This is a genomic window from Flavobacterium sp. (assembly GCF_965657075.1).
Taxonomy (GTDB): domain Bacteria; phylum Bacteroidota; class Bacteroidia; order Flavobacteriales; family Flavobacteriaceae; genus Flavobacterium.
This window is the reverse complement of record NZ_CBFHMV010000030.1, coordinates 1-16,715: the sequence shown is the minus strand read 5'-3', so window position 1 is coordinate 16,715 and position 16,715 is coordinate 1. Positions and strand designations below refer to the sequence as shown.

The 16,715-nt window shown below is 30.6% G+C and carries 18 protein-coding genes; 3 read left to right on the top strand and 15 right to left on the bottom strand.

The window, feature by feature from the left end:
• Positions 1–98: 98 nt before the first annotated feature.
• The 3 genes from ACTF56_RS12010 to ACTF56_RS12000 all read left to right on the top strand — a co-directional run bounded on the left by ACTF56_RS12010 (position 99) and on the right by ACTF56_RS12000 (position 890).
• Positions 99–494 (top strand): DUF5675 family protein, encoded by a 396-nt coding sequence (locus ACTF56_RS12010; protein WP_438967151.1) that lies wholly within the window; start codon positions 99–101, stop codon positions 492–494.
• Between the two features lie 62 nt (positions 495–556).
• Positions 557–724 (top strand): hypothetical protein, encoded by a 168-nt coding sequence (locus tag ACTF56_RS12005; protein ID WP_438967150.1) that lies wholly within the window; start codon positions 557–559, stop codon positions 722–724.
• Entirely contained in the window at positions 711–890 is a 180-nt protein-coding gene (locus ACTF56_RS12000; RefSeq protein WP_438967149.1) for a hypothetical protein, read from the top strand. Before ACTF56_RS12005 ends, ACTF56_RS12000 begins: the two co-directional genes overlap by 14 nt.
• A gap of 385 nt (positions 891–1,275) precedes the next feature.
• On the opposite strand, the gene ACTF56_RS11995 is transcribed toward ACTF56_RS12000, so the two are convergent.
• The 15 genes from ACTF56_RS11995 to ACTF56_RS11925 all read right to left on the bottom strand — a co-directional run.
• On the bottom strand, positions 1,276–1,698 hold the full coding sequence (locus ACTF56_RS11995; protein WP_438967148.1) for a DUF6943 family protein: 423 nt from the start codon (positions 1,696–1,698) through the stop codon (positions 1,276–1,278).
• A gap of 1,428 nt (positions 1,699–3,126) precedes the next feature.
• Entirely contained in the window at positions 3,127–4,968 is a 1,842-nt protein-coding gene (locus ACTF56_RS11990) for an HsdM family class I SAM-dependent methyltransferase (RefSeq protein WP_438967147.1), read from the bottom strand.
• A 3-nt stretch (positions 4,969–4,971) separates the two neighbouring features.
• On the bottom strand, positions 4,972–5,541 hold the full coding sequence (locus tag ACTF56_RS11985; RefSeq protein WP_438967146.1) for a hypothetical protein: 570 nt from the start codon (positions 5,539–5,541) through the stop codon (positions 4,972–4,974).
• On the bottom strand, positions 5,528–6,202 hold the full coding sequence (locus ACTF56_RS11980) for a hypothetical protein (RefSeq protein ID WP_438967145.1): 675 nt from the start codon (positions 6,200–6,202) through the stop codon (positions 5,528–5,530). The genes ACTF56_RS11985 and ACTF56_RS11980 overlap by 14 nt, the downstream gene beginning before the upstream one ends.
• Positions 6,203–6,209: 7 nt before the next feature.
• Positions 6,210–8,819, bottom strand: a complete 2,610-nt coding sequence (locus tag ACTF56_RS11975; protein WP_438967144.1) for an ATP-binding protein — start codon at positions 8,817–8,819, stop codon at positions 6,210–6,212.
• Positions 8,820–8,822: 3 nt separating this feature from the next.
• Positions 8,823–9,026, bottom strand: a complete 204-nt coding sequence (locus tag ACTF56_RS11970) for a helix-turn-helix transcriptional regulator (RefSeq protein ID WP_438967143.1) — start codon at positions 9,024–9,026, stop codon at positions 8,823–8,825.
• Positions 9,027–9,066: 40 nt separating this feature from the next.
• On the bottom strand, positions 9,067–9,681 hold the full coding sequence (locus ACTF56_RS11965; RefSeq protein ID WP_438967142.1) for a hypothetical protein: 615 nt from the start codon (positions 9,679–9,681) through the stop codon (positions 9,067–9,069).
• A 60-nt stretch (positions 9,682–9,741) separates the two neighbouring features.
• A complete protein-coding gene (locus ACTF56_RS11960) occupies positions 9,742–10,407 on the bottom strand; it encodes an ATPase (RefSeq protein WP_438967141.1) in 666 nt (221 codons plus the stop codon).
• The gene (locus ACTF56_RS11955) at positions 10,337–11,164 is read right to left on the bottom strand and encodes a transcriptional regulator (protein WP_438967140.1); all 828 of its coding nucleotides are present in this window, start codon (positions 11,162–11,164) and stop codon (positions 10,337–10,339) included. Before ACTF56_RS11955 ends, ACTF56_RS11960 begins: the two co-directional genes overlap by 71 nt.
• 107 nt (positions 11,165–11,271) lie before the next feature.
• Positions 11,272–11,559 (bottom strand): helix-turn-helix domain-containing protein, encoded by a 288-nt coding sequence (locus ACTF56_RS11950; RefSeq protein WP_300058754.1) that lies wholly within the window; start codon positions 11,557–11,559, stop codon positions 11,272–11,274.
• Positions 11,560–11,856: 297 nt separating this feature from the next.
• Entirely contained in the window at positions 11,857–12,702 is an 846-nt protein-coding gene (locus tag ACTF56_RS11945) for an RteC domain-containing protein (RefSeq protein ID WP_438967139.1), read from the bottom strand.
• Positions 12,703–12,803: 101 nt separating this feature from the next.
• On the bottom strand, positions 12,804–15,326 hold the full coding sequence (locus ACTF56_RS11940; RefSeq protein WP_438967138.1) for a heavy metal translocating P-type ATPase: 2,523 nt from the start codon (positions 15,324–15,326) through the stop codon (positions 12,804–12,806).
• Between the two features lie 176 nt (positions 15,327–15,502).
• Positions 15,503–16,066: a helix-turn-helix domain-containing protein gene (locus ACTF56_RS11935; protein WP_438967137.1), complete on the bottom strand. Its 564-nt coding sequence runs from the start codon at positions 16,064–16,066 to the stop codon at positions 15,503–15,505.
• 4 nt (positions 16,067–16,070) lie between these two features.
• Positions 16,071–16,331 carry a heavy metal-binding domain-containing protein gene (locus ACTF56_RS11930; protein ID WP_438967136.1) on the bottom strand — a complete coding sequence of 87 codons (261 nt, stop codon included), beginning with the start codon at positions 16,329–16,331 and terminating at the stop codon, positions 16,071–16,073.
• 26 nt (positions 16,332–16,357) lie between these two features.
• Positions 16,358–16,715, bottom strand: a 358-nt coding sequence (locus tag ACTF56_RS11925) for a DUF3347 domain-containing protein (protein ID WP_438967135.1), incomplete at its 5' end; no start/stop codon positions are given.

Sequence of the window (16,715 nt, the reverse complement as noted above, 5' to 3'; positions counted from 1 at the left end):
GGTGTTGAGTTTTATCAACAGATTAATGGGCAAATGTATCCATTGAAAAATGGTGCTTTTAACCCATTATCGATTGCGAAAGTTGATAGCGGTGTGTAATGGTTATTTGGTTAACTAGAACTTATTTCCCTGAAGGAACAAATGGTAAACTCGAATGCGAAGGCAAATTGATTTGTAACACCATTGAATTGCCGTGGAAGATGAACGAAACGAAGGTTTCCTGTGTTCCGGAAGGGAAATATTTTATTAGAAAGCGATACAGTACCAAATACAAATGGCATTTGGAAGTGATGGATGTACCGAATAGAAAATTCATTCTTTTTCATCCTGCGAATAATGCTCAAAAGGAATTGCAAGGCTGTCTTGCTCCTGTTACTAAACTTTCTGGTCCTGGGCTTGGTTTGATGTCACGAATAGCTTTTGAAAAGCTTAAAAGGATGGTTTATCAAGCATTGGACAAAAAAGAAAGCGTAGAATTAATTGTTCAATCCTAAAAATTACGATTATGAATAAAATTGTAGAGAGAGCGACCGCTCCCACACCAAAGTTTTTTAAAGTGCTTCGAACTATTGGATTAGTATTGGCTACCGTTGGGACAGCTGTTTTAACCGCACCAGTTTCTTTGCCAGTTATCGTGACTACCATTGGTGGTTATGTTGCAGTTGCTGGAGGTGTTATTTCAGCAGTTAGTCAGTTGACTGTAGAAAAAAATGAGCAGCCATAGTAATTCAACTCTGTTTGGAACTGCTGGAGGTACTTTTTTGAGTGTAGTTCCGAATTTGAACTCAGAAGATTTGATAAAAACAGTTATTTTAGCAACTGTTGGTGCTGTAGTGAGTTTTTCAATTTCGGTATTACTCAAATACCTTTGTAAGAAGCACAAAAAATAAGTTTAGCCCTAGTTGTGGTGACCTTTGGGTTAAACAAAATGAAAGTCAGGTCTGAAAAGACTTGACTTTTTTTTTATGGTTATATTTGAGGTAACTATTTATGAATATTAGTAATACTTAGTTTTTTATCGGTTATTCTTTTTAGATGTCCTCCTGCAACATTTTTCCAGTTTGCACTGGGTGGAATAACAGTTTTTAACTATATAAAAAATCTAGAAGATATGAAAGACATTGGAATTTTTTTGAAAAGGTGGATTGGAGTTAACGCGGACAGACCAAAAGTAGAAAAGTCTAATCGATAGTGAATTAGGGACGAACATATTGCAGTTAGCTTCTCAGGTTCGATTCCTGACTGTCCACAAATTATAACCCTGATTATTCAGGGTTATTTTTTTATATACCGATAAAGGATAACTCTTCTCAAGTCATTGATTAAATTAATGTTTTCGTGAAATTGCTTTTCCTTTTGCTCTAAAAGTTTGAGAGCTGCCACATTTTTTTTATGCTGTTCAAAATCTAACATCAATTCGTTTGATTTAATGGTTAAATTTTTAGCAAAATCATTGATTCTAATGTATGGAATGACGGAACCGATTAAAAATTGATGCCAAAATTTTATACGCCAAAGATTTGAAATAATAGCCTGCATATTTTCGCAATCTTCTGAACATTGGAAAATGATGACAAAGCAATTCGGGCAGGGTTCATCTAAAGGTTTTCCTGTGTTTAACCCTTTGTTTAGGATGAAAAAATGAGGATTTGCGTATTTTACTCCGTTTTGGTGGTGCTTCATTTTAAAGTTTATCATATTGTGGCTATTAGGGATTTATCGACTGGACACACTTTTTCATTAAAATTTTTCAAAAGAAAAAAAGAAAAAAAAGAAAGCACTCTCGTCAAGTGGAGGGTTTCAAAAAAGCAAGTTTTTTTTAAAAAATACTACCACCCTGAATCGTCCTTTGGAAGTCGGAATTTGTTGCTTGATAGAAAAGTCGTTTTGAAAACGTATGGGTGGTGGAGATTTTTTAAAAAACCCGAAGGGCTTGAACTTGCTTTTTTGTAAACCCGGAACTTACCTTTGCTCTCTTTTTTTTATTTTATTTTTTTGCTTTCGGAGCAGGATTTTCTTTTGGAAGTCGGATTTTTTTTGTTTCGGAGTTGGGGTCGTCTTGCATGGGTTTCAAATTTTGGGGCTGGACAAAAAACAAAAAGTCAATTATAATCGCTTTTGTCCAGAACCGAAATTTGAAACTCTTGCTCCACTGTTTGATTTTTTGTGGTGCTTGAACGTGATAGTATGCAGTAGCAGTCTCAGTCAGCAATGTTTTGCTATTGAAAATGGGAAGCACCTCAAAAAATCAATGCAAATACTACCGAGTGCGTGGGCAGTAGCGAAAGCAAGTGTATGGTTTTTTGATTTGTTTGCACTTACTTTCTGATTGCTTTTTTGGGTGCTGATGCTTCACTTGACTTTAAATAGAAAGGCTTGAAGTTTGTATGATTTTCTTAGGAATTCTAATAGCATCAGCAACCAGAAAGCAATTACTACTTCATATTCTGACAAATCAAAAAACCATACTCTTGCTGGGCAATTTTATCTTTTGAGGGTGCAAGGTTTTGATGGTTGGCAGTCTCAGTCTCAGTTAGCAGTGTTTTTCTATTGAAAATGTTATGCACCTTCAAAAGATGATGCAAACACTACCGCTTTAAACACAAAGCTGATAAAAACAATTGATGAATTTCCTACGAAGAGAAGAATAACTTATTAAGCAGATATGTTCTTATGAAAACACGAAGTAAGACCCGCGAAGCCACGTGTTTTTGGTAGCTATGGTGGTGCGAGGAAAGCTGCCAAAAATGTGTGGCTGGAGCGGGGCTTTTGAGCGTTGGCAGAGCGGATATTTTACATAATGTTATTATAGGGCAATGCACCATCTTGTTTTGGAGCACTATTTTCTTTATTGCCCTATAATGCCACATTATGTAACATAGCTTTGGGAAAAGTTTTTGTTGCCTTGCACCATTTATCTATCGGAGCGATTAACTTCTGGCATACAAAAACTTTTGGAGCGTTGGGAAGGAGTGGCAATACGAAACTAAAACTTCATTCTACTCTTAAACGAAAAAGTAATCTTGTGATTAAAAATGAAATTAGCGAAATGAAGCAAACAAAGAATTGATGCTAGGAATACTTGGACTAGGAGCGATTTTTGTGCAGATGAATGAGATAATTTAATTATAAATCTATACCATATCTTTCTTCAAAAAAAGCATCCAAAACATCTTTATTTTCTTCATTAAGTATAAAATCAATTTCGTTATTTGTAAAATCGCAAACGCCAAAATTGTTTATATAATTACCATTTAAAGAATAGTAACTTGATGAGTAAGGTTTGCTGGTGGTTTTTATATAATACCAAAACAAACGTGATTCCATTATTTTTTTAATCAATAACATTTCTTCTACTGAATGGCCTACAACAGCTTGACCATTGTAAAACAATAAGTCATTATCATTACTCAAAAGATAATTTGGAGTTTGATCAGAAAATTTAGGAAAAAACAATTTGTTGCCAACTTTCTCTAAAGATTGAGTTCTACCAAAAGCAAACCATTTGTCATATTCGCCTTTTCCTTTATCTCTTTTCGCTAGTTCTTGCTTTTTTCTCTTCAGATATTTATATGCTTCTGGAAATACATCTTTTAAAAACTCTTCTTCCAAAGCTTTCGGCTTATTTTCATCGTTATAAGGAAACAGAACCTTTTCTCTTACACTATCAAAATCTATACTTCTACTCAGTTTGTTAGAGTTTAAAATATCTTTACAGATACCTTTTTCAATAGGATATAAATTCCCGTTTTGTAAATAAAAAAAGTCTTCATCTTCAGCTACCGGCTTAAAAATAAATAAATCATTTCTTAATGTAGCGATACCGTGTCTTGTTTTATAAAGCTTACCAAAAGGGTTACCAACAGCTTCTATACGAGAGATAATTTCATTGTTGTTTAGATTCCATCCTTTTTTTGCATCTAAATTTCGAAAATTTACTCTACTATATAAATTTCTATTATTAGGCAATTCTTTAGAAACAGACTTATAATATTCAACAAAATTCTGCTCAGTGTTTTCTAAAAAACAAATACATGTATAAGTGCTTTTTGATTTAAAAATCTGATGTGTGCCAAAATCAATAATTCTAATTGCAATTCTATTATCCTCAAAATACCTTCTTAAAGCTCTTCCATTTAAACTCTTAAAAAATGTATTCATGGTTATATAGCCAAGTATACCATTTGGAGCTAAATTTTCATAGCCTATTTGAAAGAAAGGGATATATAAATCTGGATTGCCGGTTGAGCATACTTCCCAAAGTTTAACATTTTCTTTAGCTTCAATATCAAGATTTCGAGCAGATACGTATGGTGGATTTCCAACTATAATTTCGAATCCTTGAAAATCATTAATTACTTCTGACCAATTAAATATTAACGTATCACCTTGATGAATATTAAAATAAAATTGTTCAATATCTTCACCCTCCGATAAAGCTAGAAGACTTAATAATAATTTACTTCGTGTAACTGAGTATTCCTGTATATCTAAACCGAAAATTTGATTTTGAAAAATAATTTGATAAGTATTTCCCGTTCGTCTTTTAATTTCCTTTGCTGCACTATATAAAAAACCACTACAACCACATGAAATATCAGCAATTTTAGCATTTATTAATTGATTACCTATTTTACGAAAAGACTGTGAAATAATATAAGAACGAATTTCCGATGGAGTATATATTGCACCATTGACAATTCTATCCGATGGAGAAATAACAAATTCAAAAAGCTCAATTAAATCTTCAAGTCCAAAGTTTAAAATTTCTTGATTAACTATTGAAACAAATTTATTTAGATTAGAATACTCAACAGGATTGTTTTCTGAAATTTGATATTGTTTTAAATAAATATTATTATTAATTCTTAAGTTATTAACTGTTATATATGTGGAAACAATAAGTCTATCTACTTCTAATGGAAGAGTAGAGTATTCTTTTAAAAATTTTAAGACTTGTTGTTTCATCAATTATTGATTTGTTTTTAAATAACCAAGATAGATAGTAAATTCCTCTGCTAATTCACTGTGAATTATTCTTAAATCATTTTTTATTTTAATGTTTTTGGGATTATGTATTGCAACTCGTAATTTTTCTAATCTATTAAGAATTTCATCAAGTTTCCATATTATTCTATATCTAGCAAGACCTAATTTTAGTTTCCCAAACATATAATTTGCTTCCTTAGAATTAGGTTTTGCAACAATAGAACCATCAGTATCTCTTTCAAAATGTACATTAAAATCAATATCACATGGGTCTAAATAATGTCCTTCATCATCAGATTTTAAAATATTTACATAAGAGCAACAATAAACTAAATTACTGTAATCAGTTTCTAATGCTGGATTCTTTGAAAATGGTTTAAAATGGTCGATATGAAAAGTGTTTTTCCCACCAAACCAAAAATCTCTACAATCTGTATATCCACATTTTGAATTAAAATCTTCTGCTAAATATTTTTTAAAACTTCTATAACTCGCATAAGTTTTTGTACAAGTACGAACTGGTTTATTTTCTCTAAATTTAATTGCTGCCATCTTCATCCAACTTTTTAAGAAGTTCATCTACTTTACCAAGCATGCTGTCTAATTTTTCTGAATTAGAAAATGATTTAAATTCAGATGGTATAATGTTTTGAGCATCAATTGATTTTTCTAAAAAATCATCAAGTTCAATAATTCTGCGTTCAATATCAAAATCTGCATTTCCGCTTTTCCTTACTTCAATTAATTCGGCTAGTTCACTTTGAGCATTCTCAATTCTAGATTTGTAATGTTCAATTTGTTTAACAAGTCTATCTGTAAATTTTACTTTTGCTTTTGTATCTTCAATTTCAGTAGTCATTAGACTTTTAGTGTAAACCAAATTTACATCTTCACTGTCACTAACTGCATCTTGGTCTTTTGCTGTCAATACAAAACATGGAAACTTATTTCTTATAGACAAAAAATCTTCAACCAGTTCTACGCCATTATAAGGAACATTATATCCTAAAGCACCAATATTTTCATTGAGCAAAAAATCACTAACTATTACATCAGGATTGATTTTAATTATTTTGTCAATCATTTCTTCTATATCACCTAATGGTAGTTGTGTGATAACTTCAAAAATGTTGTTACTGTTAGTATCATCAATATAATTCAAGAAATTTTCTATTTGTTCTTGATCTTCATCGATATAAAGTAATCTATACATAATTTTTTTATTTATTATATTTAATTGGAAAAGTTATTCTAAGACCAAAACCAACTTCAGGATATAGAAGTTGAATGTTACCATCATTTTCATTAACAATAGACTTAATTAACCACATTCCTAATCCAGTTCCTTCTTCCTCACCAGTATACAGGTTTCTTCTAGTTGTAAACAAAGGCTCGAAAATTTTTTCAGGTTCAGTTATATCTTTTGAAAGTCCAGGTCCATTATCAATATAGTCAATAACTAAATTTTTTGTATTCTGATTTATTTTTACTTTAATCTGCCTTGGTCTATTCTCTTTTGATATTATAAAAGCATCAATAGAATTAACTAATAAATTATTAAAGATACTATCTAAATCAATTTCAAAAACCCTCATATTAACTTCTTCAACTTCAGAAAGGTCGTAATCAATTCCCTTTTCATTTAAAACAGTAAGCCAATCATTCTTGTAATTTGTGAAGTATGGTTTAAAAGAAAGCTGTCTTCTAGTCCTTTTATCTTTTCTTGTTGCTCCTAATGAGAAATTTAACCAGTTTTGAATTTTAACATCTTGAAGTTTAATACGTTCAATCAACTTGAATGGGTTTTTTCTATCCTCAGTGTTATCGTAATCACTTTCAATAATCTTATCTACAAGAAGATTTCTCAAACGATCAGTTCTAATTGCCAACATATCATTTAATTTACTCAAATCATGACTAAAAGATGCTAGAACTATGCCGCTACTTGCCAAAGCTCTCAACATTTTTTGTTCTTCTTTTAATTTTTCTATTTCTTCTTCTTTTCTATCTAATTCACTAGCTAAAATTTCTTTCTCTTTTTCTGATTCAGTTTCTTGTGAATTATTATCACTTAAAGGAGTAGGGTTATTTGCTGAAGCTTCTTTTTTAGCTCTACTTTTTGCTAATATTTCATTTTTGAGTTTTTCAGCTTTTTCTCTATCTCTTTCGGGACCATATTTTATATCGTCATAATCTGACATCTCTCTTGCTATATAAGCTCTGTCTTTTTCAAATTCTGCTATGATTTGAGTTAATAAGAGTGTAAAAATCCGAAAGGTTTTATTTTCTTGCAAACCTTCACGACTCGACTTATCCTCAAAATCTACATTTGTTAAACGAGAGATATTTACAGCTCCTGCAACATTATCAGGTTCGACTTTGTATCCACCTTCTTTTTTTGCCACACTTGCAGGACTTTGTGTTTTTCTACTTCCTAAACCTAACCAGTCAAAAGCAACATTATTTACTTCACCATATGGTCTTACTCTAAAATTATCTCTTACCAGTTTAACTCCTCCAAATTTATTTAGCCAATCTTTTCTGTTATTAGACATGAAACCTCTTGTAAAGAATTTCTTTGTATCAATAGAGTTGGACTGTCTTTTTAAGAAATAAAATGAAAATCTGAACAATCCAATATTATTGAAAGTATTATCTACGTCTATGTCTTTATAACCTTTCAATAACTCTGAAAAAGTTATTGATTTTTCCCAATATCCTTTTATGAAATCACTTTTTTGGTAGTTTGGTTTTTGCATAGCCTCTCTCTCGAAAAAATCGTTAGGAATTAATTCTACGGCATACTCATTTCTAAATATCTTTATTTGTACATTTTGGTTGTCATCAGCTATTGCTACCAACTTATAATCGAAATCGTCACAAACTGAGCCTAAAACTTCACCATATTTTGATTTTATCAAAGAACTAAAAAGAAAAATTTCAAAATCACCAACCTCTTTTGGAGGTACTAATACTTCTAAATCATTAAACACTTGTTCAACAAAATAGTCTTCCCAATTATCTCTTAAATTTGTTATTTTTAGAATTGTTCCAAATTTAAATTCTTTTTCAGATTCAATTTTTGACAAATCAATTTCCGGTATTTTTTTTAGTAGTTCTTCTTTAATTGAATTTGATTTTAATCCTTTTAAAATTGCTCCAACTTTATCAATGGTTTTGAAATCACCTTCGAAATCTTCCCAATTAACTAACCAATTGTACCCAGTAAAATTTGTTAATTCTCCATTAATGTCCGTATCTGGATTATGTACATTTGGGTTAGAATTGAAAATTGTTGTCATTTCACATCTGCCACCCAATTTATCTAGTGCAAATCTTCCTATCCCTTTTGCTCCTGACTTTACTCTGCCATTTTTTGTGAATATGTCATTAGCTTTATTATCAGTGCCAATGGTCATCCAATGTTCTCTTATTATATTTTGAGTCATTCCTTCACCAAAATCAATAATATATAGTGCTGAAAATTCTGAAATGATATTTTTAAAAGCTAATTTCTTTTCTTCTTCTAATTCAGCATCTATTATATAATCACCTTCATCGTTCCTCTTATAAACTATGTTAAGTTGCTCCTCAGAAACACCTAAATTCAAAAGACCATTAAAGTGTTCTTCATCAATTTCGTTTAAAATTGATGAATATTTATTGTCAAAATAGACTATGCAAACTTTACTATCAGCATCATAAGCATTTTTTACAAGCTCAATGATTGCTCCTTTTGAAGTAGCTACATTCTCTCTACCTATAAGCCTTGCTGTTCTAGCAGAAACTCTAAAAGGAATAACAATATTATCCGGATTAAGATTTTCCATTATTTACCTATCATTTATTAATTCTGAAATACTAATTTCCAATAGTTCAGAGATTTTAACCAATGTATTTAAATTTGGCTGCACATCATTTGTACACCATCGAGAAATAGTAGCTTCATTTTTCCCCAACTGTTCGGCTAACCATTTACTTGTTATGTTCTTTTCAGCCAAAACGACCTTTAATCTATTAATTGCTTTTTTGCTCATAAAAATTGCATAATATGCAAATATATTGAATAATATGCTATTATAGATTATCCTCAAAATAAAATTTAAGATTGTATAATTCTATTATATTTTCAGAGTTACTTTCCAATTGTCCAATCTCAATAAATGCAATATGATTGGCAAATGCTTTTTCACCAATTAAATGTTCAATGTGAACGTAAACTGCTTCACGAAGTCTTGGGTTGTCTTTGTGGACAATGTAGTTTTTGAGTAGCACTTTTATTCCTAAATCGGTTGGTTTGTTTGGGTTTTCTAATGGGATGAAATACATTTCGCTTATTCGTAAAGTTACGCCGTAATATTCTAGCGGTTTGTCGGTGCCGTTTTCGTATTTGGTTAGGTTGGTTTCTGGTTGAAGGAACGCTGTTATTTTCCAACGCTCTACAACTCGAGCATGATGAACTAGTAATTCTACTTCTTTGAAAAGATAGGGGTTTCCGTTTGCTGTAATGATTATCTCTGCACCGTTTGTTTTGTTTTTGATGATGATGTCCAGGTCTTTGTTGTATTGATGTAGTATTTCGATTAGCTTGTCGAAATGGGTTTTTAGTTCGTCTTTTGGGATTTCGTTTAAGAGTAGGAAAACGAAGTTGTTTTGTTGGAAGTAGTTCCAGAAGTTGGTTATTGTTTTCATGTTGTTACTTTTTTTAAACCCTAAGAACACAAAGGTTTACGCAATGTTCGCAAAGCTTTATTATCTCTTGTCGGATGTTGATTTATCATAGGCAATTAAATTTACCATCTCTCGTAATCTGGAGCGAACTCGGTTGCCGTAGTGGGTTTCTATTTCTGTGGCTGATAAGTTTGTGGTGATGTGTGTTTTTAGTTTTTTAGAGATGAATAGATCATATCGGCTTAATAGAATTTCTGCCATTACATTGCATTCGTTTCCGAAGTATTTTAAGTTATTTTCTGTTCCTAAATCGTCAAAGCAATAGGTTCTTGGTTCTGATTGGTATAGTTTACCTATGCTGTATTTATGGATTATTTGGTATCCGTCCTGGATAAATTCAAAACTTATATCTCTGCAGGGTTTTACGAAGAATTTATGTTCTGTGGCTGTTAGGTATTTCATTAAGTTCATCAATGATGTTTTTCCGCAGCCGATTGGTCCGGTTAATAGAATTCCTTTGTTGAGGTTTATTCCGTATTGAAAACAAGTTGGCTCGTCTTTTAAAAAATATGCGATTAATTTGTACACGATTGGGTAATCTGTTTCTATTATTTTGAAATGATTGCCGTATAGTTCAACTCCTTTGTTTTCTAACCAAACAATTACCTCATCATAGCTATAATGGCTCTGAATAGTCTTTGTCGGTTGTTGTGTTGAGTTGTTTTGCTCTGTTTGGTTGTTCTGCATTTGAAATAAATTTTGGTGCGTTAATCATCCAATTTTGTGCTGCTGCTTGCCAATCGACCATTGGTGTTTTACCACCAACTAACCAACCAACACTTTTGAAGTAGTTGAAGAATTTTTGAGCTTCTTGTTCCGGAAAATTATTTTCTTGGAAATAGGTTTTAACTTCTTCGATTAACGGATGTAACTTTTCTTCTTTTTTCGCGGAACTTTTTTCTTCTTTTAAATTTTCGTTTTTTAATTGAAAATTATTTATTTCTTCAAAATTTTTTGCTTGCTCGTTCAAGTTTGAAACGTTTTCAATGTTTAAATTGTTTGTATTGTTTATATAGTTTATAGAAGGTACTAGTGCTTGTTCACTACTTGTTTTATCACTAGTACAAGACTTGTTTAGAGCTTGTTCATCAACTTGTTCAAAAAGAGGTTCATTTTTTGGTTTTCTTTCGCTTTTTTGAATGGGCTTTAAATCATCTGAAAAGTTGAATAAATACACGTGACTTCCTTTGAATGGATTATAGGATGGTTCGTAATTGATATATCCTAAACTGTGTAAATTTTTAAGGCATTTATGATACGTTGCTTTGGAACTGATTTTACTTATTCGCATAACCTCATCGCGAGAAATACTGATTGGATTTTTAAAGCGATTGCAATTCCAGAATTGGAATAAAGCTATGTATAAACTAACGTGTGTTGGGTTGAGTGATTTGTCTATTGCTACTTTTTCGAAAAAGCCGGTTAGGTGTTTGATATAGTTCATGATAATTACGAGTTATGAATTATGAGTTATGAATTATGAGGTTCTCGATACATTATTCTAAAAAGCTAACGCATTTTAGAATAACACTCGAACTGACGGTTAACTTACTACTTGAATAGTGTTGGTAAAGCATGTACTTTGTTGCCGTTTAGGAGTTTTTCGATGTCTGAATTGTCATAATACATGATGCCACCCACTTTAGTATATGTTAGTGTTCCGTTGATGCGGAGGTTTTGTAATGTTCCTGGAGAAATGTTTAACAGCTTTCTGACTTCTTTGGATTTGAGCCACTGTTTTGTTTGTTGTGGTTTGGATTGTATGATTTCTTTTAAATCATTTAGAAGAAGACTACGAAATTCGTTTAAGTCTTCACGAGTAATAACTTCGATTGCCATAACTTGTGTTTTAGATTATTATACATTACCGATTAACATCAAAAAATGACCTTAATAAATCGGTAATACAAATTTGTGAAGTTTGATTGATTTTATTTCACAACCTAAACACAAGTTGTGTACGATTTTTTATTAAAATAGTACAAAGTGCTTTGTTTTCTAGCTTTATTGAATTGAATTCCTTTCAGCTTTAAAATTCAATGTGGGAAATTAGGTGAAAATCATGGCATTTTTAAGCTAATTCACAACCTGAACACAAGTTGTGTGTTTTTGGAAAATATTTATCAGTAAAAAAGGTTATTTACTTTCATTTTCTTCTTCTAGTATTTGCTTTTCTAGTACTTCTGAAAGTTGATTGATGAATTTGGAACGACCTGTTTTTCTGTTTTTAATATCAATGTAAAAACGATAAATATTTTCTTCAATATCTTGATTTAAAATTTTACCAAAGAATACTGCTAATTCTTTTATATCAGTGTTACCATTGTTTAATTTTTTGGAATGGTGTAAGGCATAAATTAATTCGATTAAATCAATTTTAGTACCAGTCCAATTAACAGTTTGTTGTATGGATGGATGAACTATTGTACAATTATTTTCTAATTGTTCTATTTTATTTTCTAGATAGTTGGTCAATGTATCGTTGGCAATCATCACAGCCATATTGTAATCATGCGTAGTACATAATTTTACATCGTAATTGATCAAAGAACAATCTCTTTTTAAAATGTTAGCATCACAATTTCTCAAGAAATAAATTTTGTCTTTATGTGAAGCTCTTGCTCTATAATATTCATAGAACTTTCTATTCTTATTGGTGTTTTCTTGAATTAAATTTAAAGCATCTTCATAAAATTTAATCTTATTCTTTTTTGAAGTTGGTAAGTTCGTTTCTATACTTAAAACTGTTTTGTAGTAGATAAGTTTTGATATAAATATAGGTTTCAAGTCTTTGAAAAAATATATTTCTTCTTCTGGAGAACTAAATTTATGTTTTTTTAGCCATTTGAATAATTCCTTACTTCTAGTTTCAATTAATTCTGTGACTTTATGTGCAATAACAATACTGTCTGAATTTGTAGTTTTAATGTTTTGATACTCCTTTTCAAATTCACTAAAAAAATTCAGACAATACTCATTCATTTTAATACAATTTAGGTTAGTTTGTATAAAACTTCATTGTGTTAAAATTATTGTTAAAATAGCTAATTATTTTTAGTTGTTTAAATAAATAAATTTGTCTTTTAAATTTTTATAGTTCTTAATCGTAATGCATTAGCAATAACTGATACAGAACTAAAGCTCATTGCTAAAGCTGCAATCATTGGAGAAAGTAATAAACCAAAAACTGGAAATAAAACACCAGCAGCAATTGGAATTCCTAAAACGTTATATATAAAAGCAAAAAATAAGTTTTGTTTGATATTTTTCATTACAGCATGACTTAGGTTTTTTGCTCTTACAATTCCTTTTAAATCTCCTTTTACCAAAGTAATTTTTGCACTTTCGATGGCAACATCGGTTCCTGTTCCCATTGCGATTCCAATATCAGATTGTGCTAATGCTGGAGCATCGTTTATACCATCACCTGCCATTGCTACTATTTTACCTTTGGCTTGTAACTCTTTGATGTATTCTAATTTATCTTGTGGTAAGCAACTTGCTTTGAAATCCGTTAAATTAAGTTCAGAGGCAACAGCTCTTGCTGTATTTTCATTATCACCAGTTAGCATAATAACTTGAACTCCTTGTCGCTTTAACTCGTTAATAGCTTCTAAACTTGATTTTTTTATAGCATCTGTAATGGTTATATATCCTACTACTTTTTTATCGAAAGCGATGTAAGAAACTGTTTTACCTAACTTTTGTTCTTCAATAACTTCTTGTTCTATACTTGAAAAATCTTGAATACCTTCTTGCTCTAAAAGTTTTTTGTTGCCTAAACTGACTTTTTCATTGTCAATAAATCCTATTACTCCTTTTCCTGTTATAGAGTCAAATTTTTCTACTTTAAAAAAAGTACTGTTTTTAGATTTAGCAAAATTTACAACTGCTGTTGCCAATGGATGTTCGCTATTTTGATTTAGAGATGCAATTTTTCCTAAAGTGGTATTTTCATCTACATCTTTTGTAATAATTTTTTCAACTGATGGTTTTCCTTCAGTTAGTGTTCCTGTTTTATCGGTTATTAAAACATCAATTTTATCCATTTTCTCAATGGCTTCTGCATTTTTAATTAATACACCTGATTTTGCTCCTTTACCAACTCCAACCATAACTGACATGGGTGTTGCTAATCCTAATGCACACGGACAAGCAATTATTAAGACCGCAATTGCATTAATAAATCCATAAACCAATTTAGGTTCTGGTCCAAAAATCCACCAAATAAAAAATGTAATAACTGATATTAAAACTACAATGGGTACAAAATATTTTGAAATTATATCTACTAAATTTTGAATGGGTGCTCTCGAACGACTTGCATCTGAAACCATTTGAACAATTTGTGATAATAAAGTTTCTGAACCTACTTTTTCGGCAATCATTAAAAAAGATTTTGTTCCGTTTATGGTTCCAGAACTTACTTTATCGTCCATTTTTTTATCTACTGGAATAGGTTCTCCAGTAATCATTGATTCATCAATGGTGCTGTTTCCTTCCGTAATGATTCCATCTACAGGAATTTTTTCTCCAGGTTTTACTCTAACTATATCTCCCTTTTTAATGTCTTGAATTGAAATTACTTTTTCTTCACCATCAATCACTAACGTAGCTTCGGTTGGTGCTAATTTTAATAGCTCTTTAATAGCTCCACTAGTTCTACTGTGTGCTTTGGCTTCTAACAATTGCCCTAACAATACCAAGGTTAAAACTACAGTTGTAGCTTCAAAATATAAATGGACTGTCCCTTCTGAAGTTTTGAATTGGTCTGGAAAAACAGTTGGAAATAATAATCCGATAATACTAAAAACAAAAGCAACTCCAGTTCCAATACCAATTAAGGTAAACATGTTTAAATTCCAGTTGATAATGGATTTCCACGCTCTTTCAAAAAACATCCAACAAGCATAAAAAACAACAGGAATCGTTAATATAAATTGAATCCAATTCCAATATTGTAACTCCATAATTTTGTATAATGGGTTATTTGGAATCATATCAGACATGGTAATAATAAAAATAGGCAAGGTGAAAATTGTAGCAATTTTCATTTTATGCGCTAACTTTTGATAGGTTTTATCTTCTTCAGATTCGGTTGGTTCCATTGGCACTAAATCCATTCCACAAATAGGACAACTTCCTGGTTTGTCTTGAATTATTTCAGGATGCATGGGACAAGTATATTGTGTGTTTTGAATTACCGTTGGTTGTTGTACTAAATCCATTCCACAAACAGGACAGTCACCCGCCTTATCATACACTTTGTCACCTTCACAATGCATGGGACAATAATATTTACCTGCTTGATGGGTGTGCTTTATTTCTTCATGTTTATGCTCTTTTTTTCCAGTAGAACAACAACTTTTTTGAACTACTTCTTTACTAGAATTATCTGATAAAGTAATTTGATATTTACTATCTTTTCCTCCTAAAGCATTTTGTAAAACTTCTATTTCAACATGTTTAGATATGATAATGGTTGCTACTTTGTCTTCTTTAGAAACTGCAACTTCTGTGATATGCTCAACATTCAACAAATCTTTTTTAACTTTAGCTTCACAACCTGAACAGGTCATTCCTGTAATTGTATATGTGTGTTTCATCTGTTTAAATTTTATTTTTTAACTAGTACATATGGAGTCGCTTTTTTAATCAATGGTGTTTGTTTACATAAACTGTCTTATAATAGCGATTTCATAATTTTGTTATTTTATTAGTACAAATTTCGAAAACTAAAGCCACTTCTGTTTGTATAATTATGGATATGATTTGTACAATTTTATAAAAGGTCTATTTCTTTTCGTTTATTTCCTTTTAATTTTTTGAAATAGGTAGGACTAAAGCCTGTAACTTTTTTAAACTGATGGCTTAAATGCGAAACACTACTATAATTTAAAGAGTAGGCTATTTCTGATAATGATAATTCATCATAAAAAATTAATTCTTTTACTTTTTCGATTTTTAAATTGATAAAATATTTTTCAATACTAATTCCTTCAATTTGAGAAAATAAATTGCTTAATTTACTATAATCTTGCTGTAGTTTTTCTTTTAGATAATCGGAAAAATTATCTTTTATGTTGTTGTTTTTATTTTGAATTAAATCAATGAGAGTACTTTTAATTTTTTCAATTGTTTTACTATTGGTATCGTTTAAAATTTCAAATCCTAAAATTTCAAGCTGTTTGGAAATTTCTATATTATCTTCTTGAGATATTACGTTTTTAAAGGAAACTTCACCTAACTCAACAGATAGATAGTTAAGCCCAAGTTTTTCTAACTCAGACTTAACCACTATAATACATCTATTACAAACCATGTTTTTGATGTGTAACTTGACCATAAACTTATTCTTTCTCTACAACCACTAAATCCATTCCACATTTTGGACATTCACCCGCTTTGTCGTAGGTTTTCTCTCCTTCACATTTCATAGGACAATAATACATTGTAGCTGTTTCTTCCATTTTAGAATGATCGTGCCCTTCATGTGATTCTGTTTGCATTTCATTGTTATGCATTGTTCCTTCTTCTTGTACTTTGTTGTCTTTACAAGAGATTGTTATGCTTAATAATGTTACTGCTAAAATTCCGATTACTTTTTTCATGATTTTAAAATTTATTAATTATTAATTTATTTAATTGTTTCTTTTACTTCTCCACATTTTATCATTGAAGCTCCAAAATATGGGTTAACTACTTTATTCTCTTTACTTAACCAATTGGCACCTTTATCACTATTAGCCATAGGACAAAACTGAACGTATGCACTCTCAGTTAAAGGATTAAAAGCTTTTGTCATTGCTATCATAACATTTGATATAGGTTCAAAAGTCATTCTTAATTCTTTAATGTTTTTAATATGTGTAGCATGAAGTGTCTGTTTTTTCAGCTCTGTTTGATAATTCATCCATACTTTATGAGATTCTCCTTTAAATACACTCATGTTTATTTTATTAAAAGATTTTTCCAATGCTAACAAAGCTTTTTTA

Excerpts from the sequence above, each read along its gene's own strand:
- ACTF56_RS11990 (WP_438967147.1), bottom strand. The coding sequence starts at position 4,968 with ATGAAACAACAAGTCTTAAAATTTTTAAAAGAATACTCTACTCTTCCA.
- ACTF56_RS11970 (WP_438967143.1), bottom strand. The coding sequence starts at position 9,026 with ATGAGCAAAAAAGCAATTAATAGATTAAAGGTCGTTTTGGCTGAAAAG.
- ACTF56_RS11995 (WP_438967148.1), bottom strand. The coding sequence starts at position 1,698 with ATGATAAACTTTAAAATGAAGCACCACCAAAACGGAGTAAAATACGCA.
- ACTF56_RS11960 (WP_438967141.1), bottom strand. The coding sequence starts at position 10,407 with ATGCAGAACAACCAAACAGAGCAAAACAACTCAACACAACAACCGACA.
- ACTF56_RS11950 (WP_300058754.1), bottom strand. The coding sequence starts at position 11,559 with ATGGCAATCGAAGTTATTACTCGTGAAGACTTAAACGAATTTCGTAGT.
- ACTF56_RS11975 (WP_438967144.1), bottom strand. The coding sequence starts at position 8,819 with ATGGAAAATCTTAATCCGGATAATATTGTTATTCCTTTTAGAGTTTCT.
- ACTF56_RS11965 (WP_438967142.1), bottom strand. The coding sequence starts at position 9,681 with ATGAAAACAATAACCAACTTCTGGAACTACTTCCAACAAAACAACTTC.
- ACTF56_RS11985 (WP_438967146.1), bottom strand. The coding sequence starts at position 5,541 with ATGGCAGCAATTAAATTTAGAGAAAATAAACCAGTTCGTACTTGTACA.
- ACTF56_RS12000 (WP_438967149.1), top strand. The coding sequence starts at position 711 with ATGAGCAGCCATAGTAATTCAACTCTGTTTGGAACTGCTGGAGGTACT.
- ACTF56_RS11980 (WP_438967145.1), bottom strand. The coding sequence starts at position 6,202 with ATGTATAGATTACTTTATATCGATGAAGATCAAGAACAAATAGAAAAT.
- ACTF56_RS11945 (WP_438967139.1), bottom strand. The coding sequence starts at position 12,702 with ATGAATGAGTATTGTCTGAATTTTTTTAGTGAATTTGAAAAGGAGTAT.
- ACTF56_RS11930 (WP_438967136.1), bottom strand. The coding sequence starts at position 16,331 with ATGAAAAAAGTAATCGGAATTTTAGCAGTAACATTATTAAGCATAACA.
- ACTF56_RS11935 (WP_438967137.1), bottom strand. The coding sequence starts at position 16,066 with ATGGTCAAGTTACACATCAAAAACATGGTTTGTAATAGATGTATTATA.
- ACTF56_RS12010 (WP_438967151.1), top strand. The coding sequence starts at position 99 with ATGGTTATTTGGTTAACTAGAACTTATTTCCCTGAAGGAACAAATGGT.
- ACTF56_RS11940 (WP_438967138.1), bottom strand. The coding sequence starts at position 15,326 with ATGAAACACACATATACAATTACAGGAATGACCTGTTCAGGTTGTGAA.
- ACTF56_RS11955 (WP_438967140.1), bottom strand. The coding sequence starts at position 11,164 with ATGAACTATATCAAACACCTAACCGGCTTTTTCGAAAAAGTAGCAATA.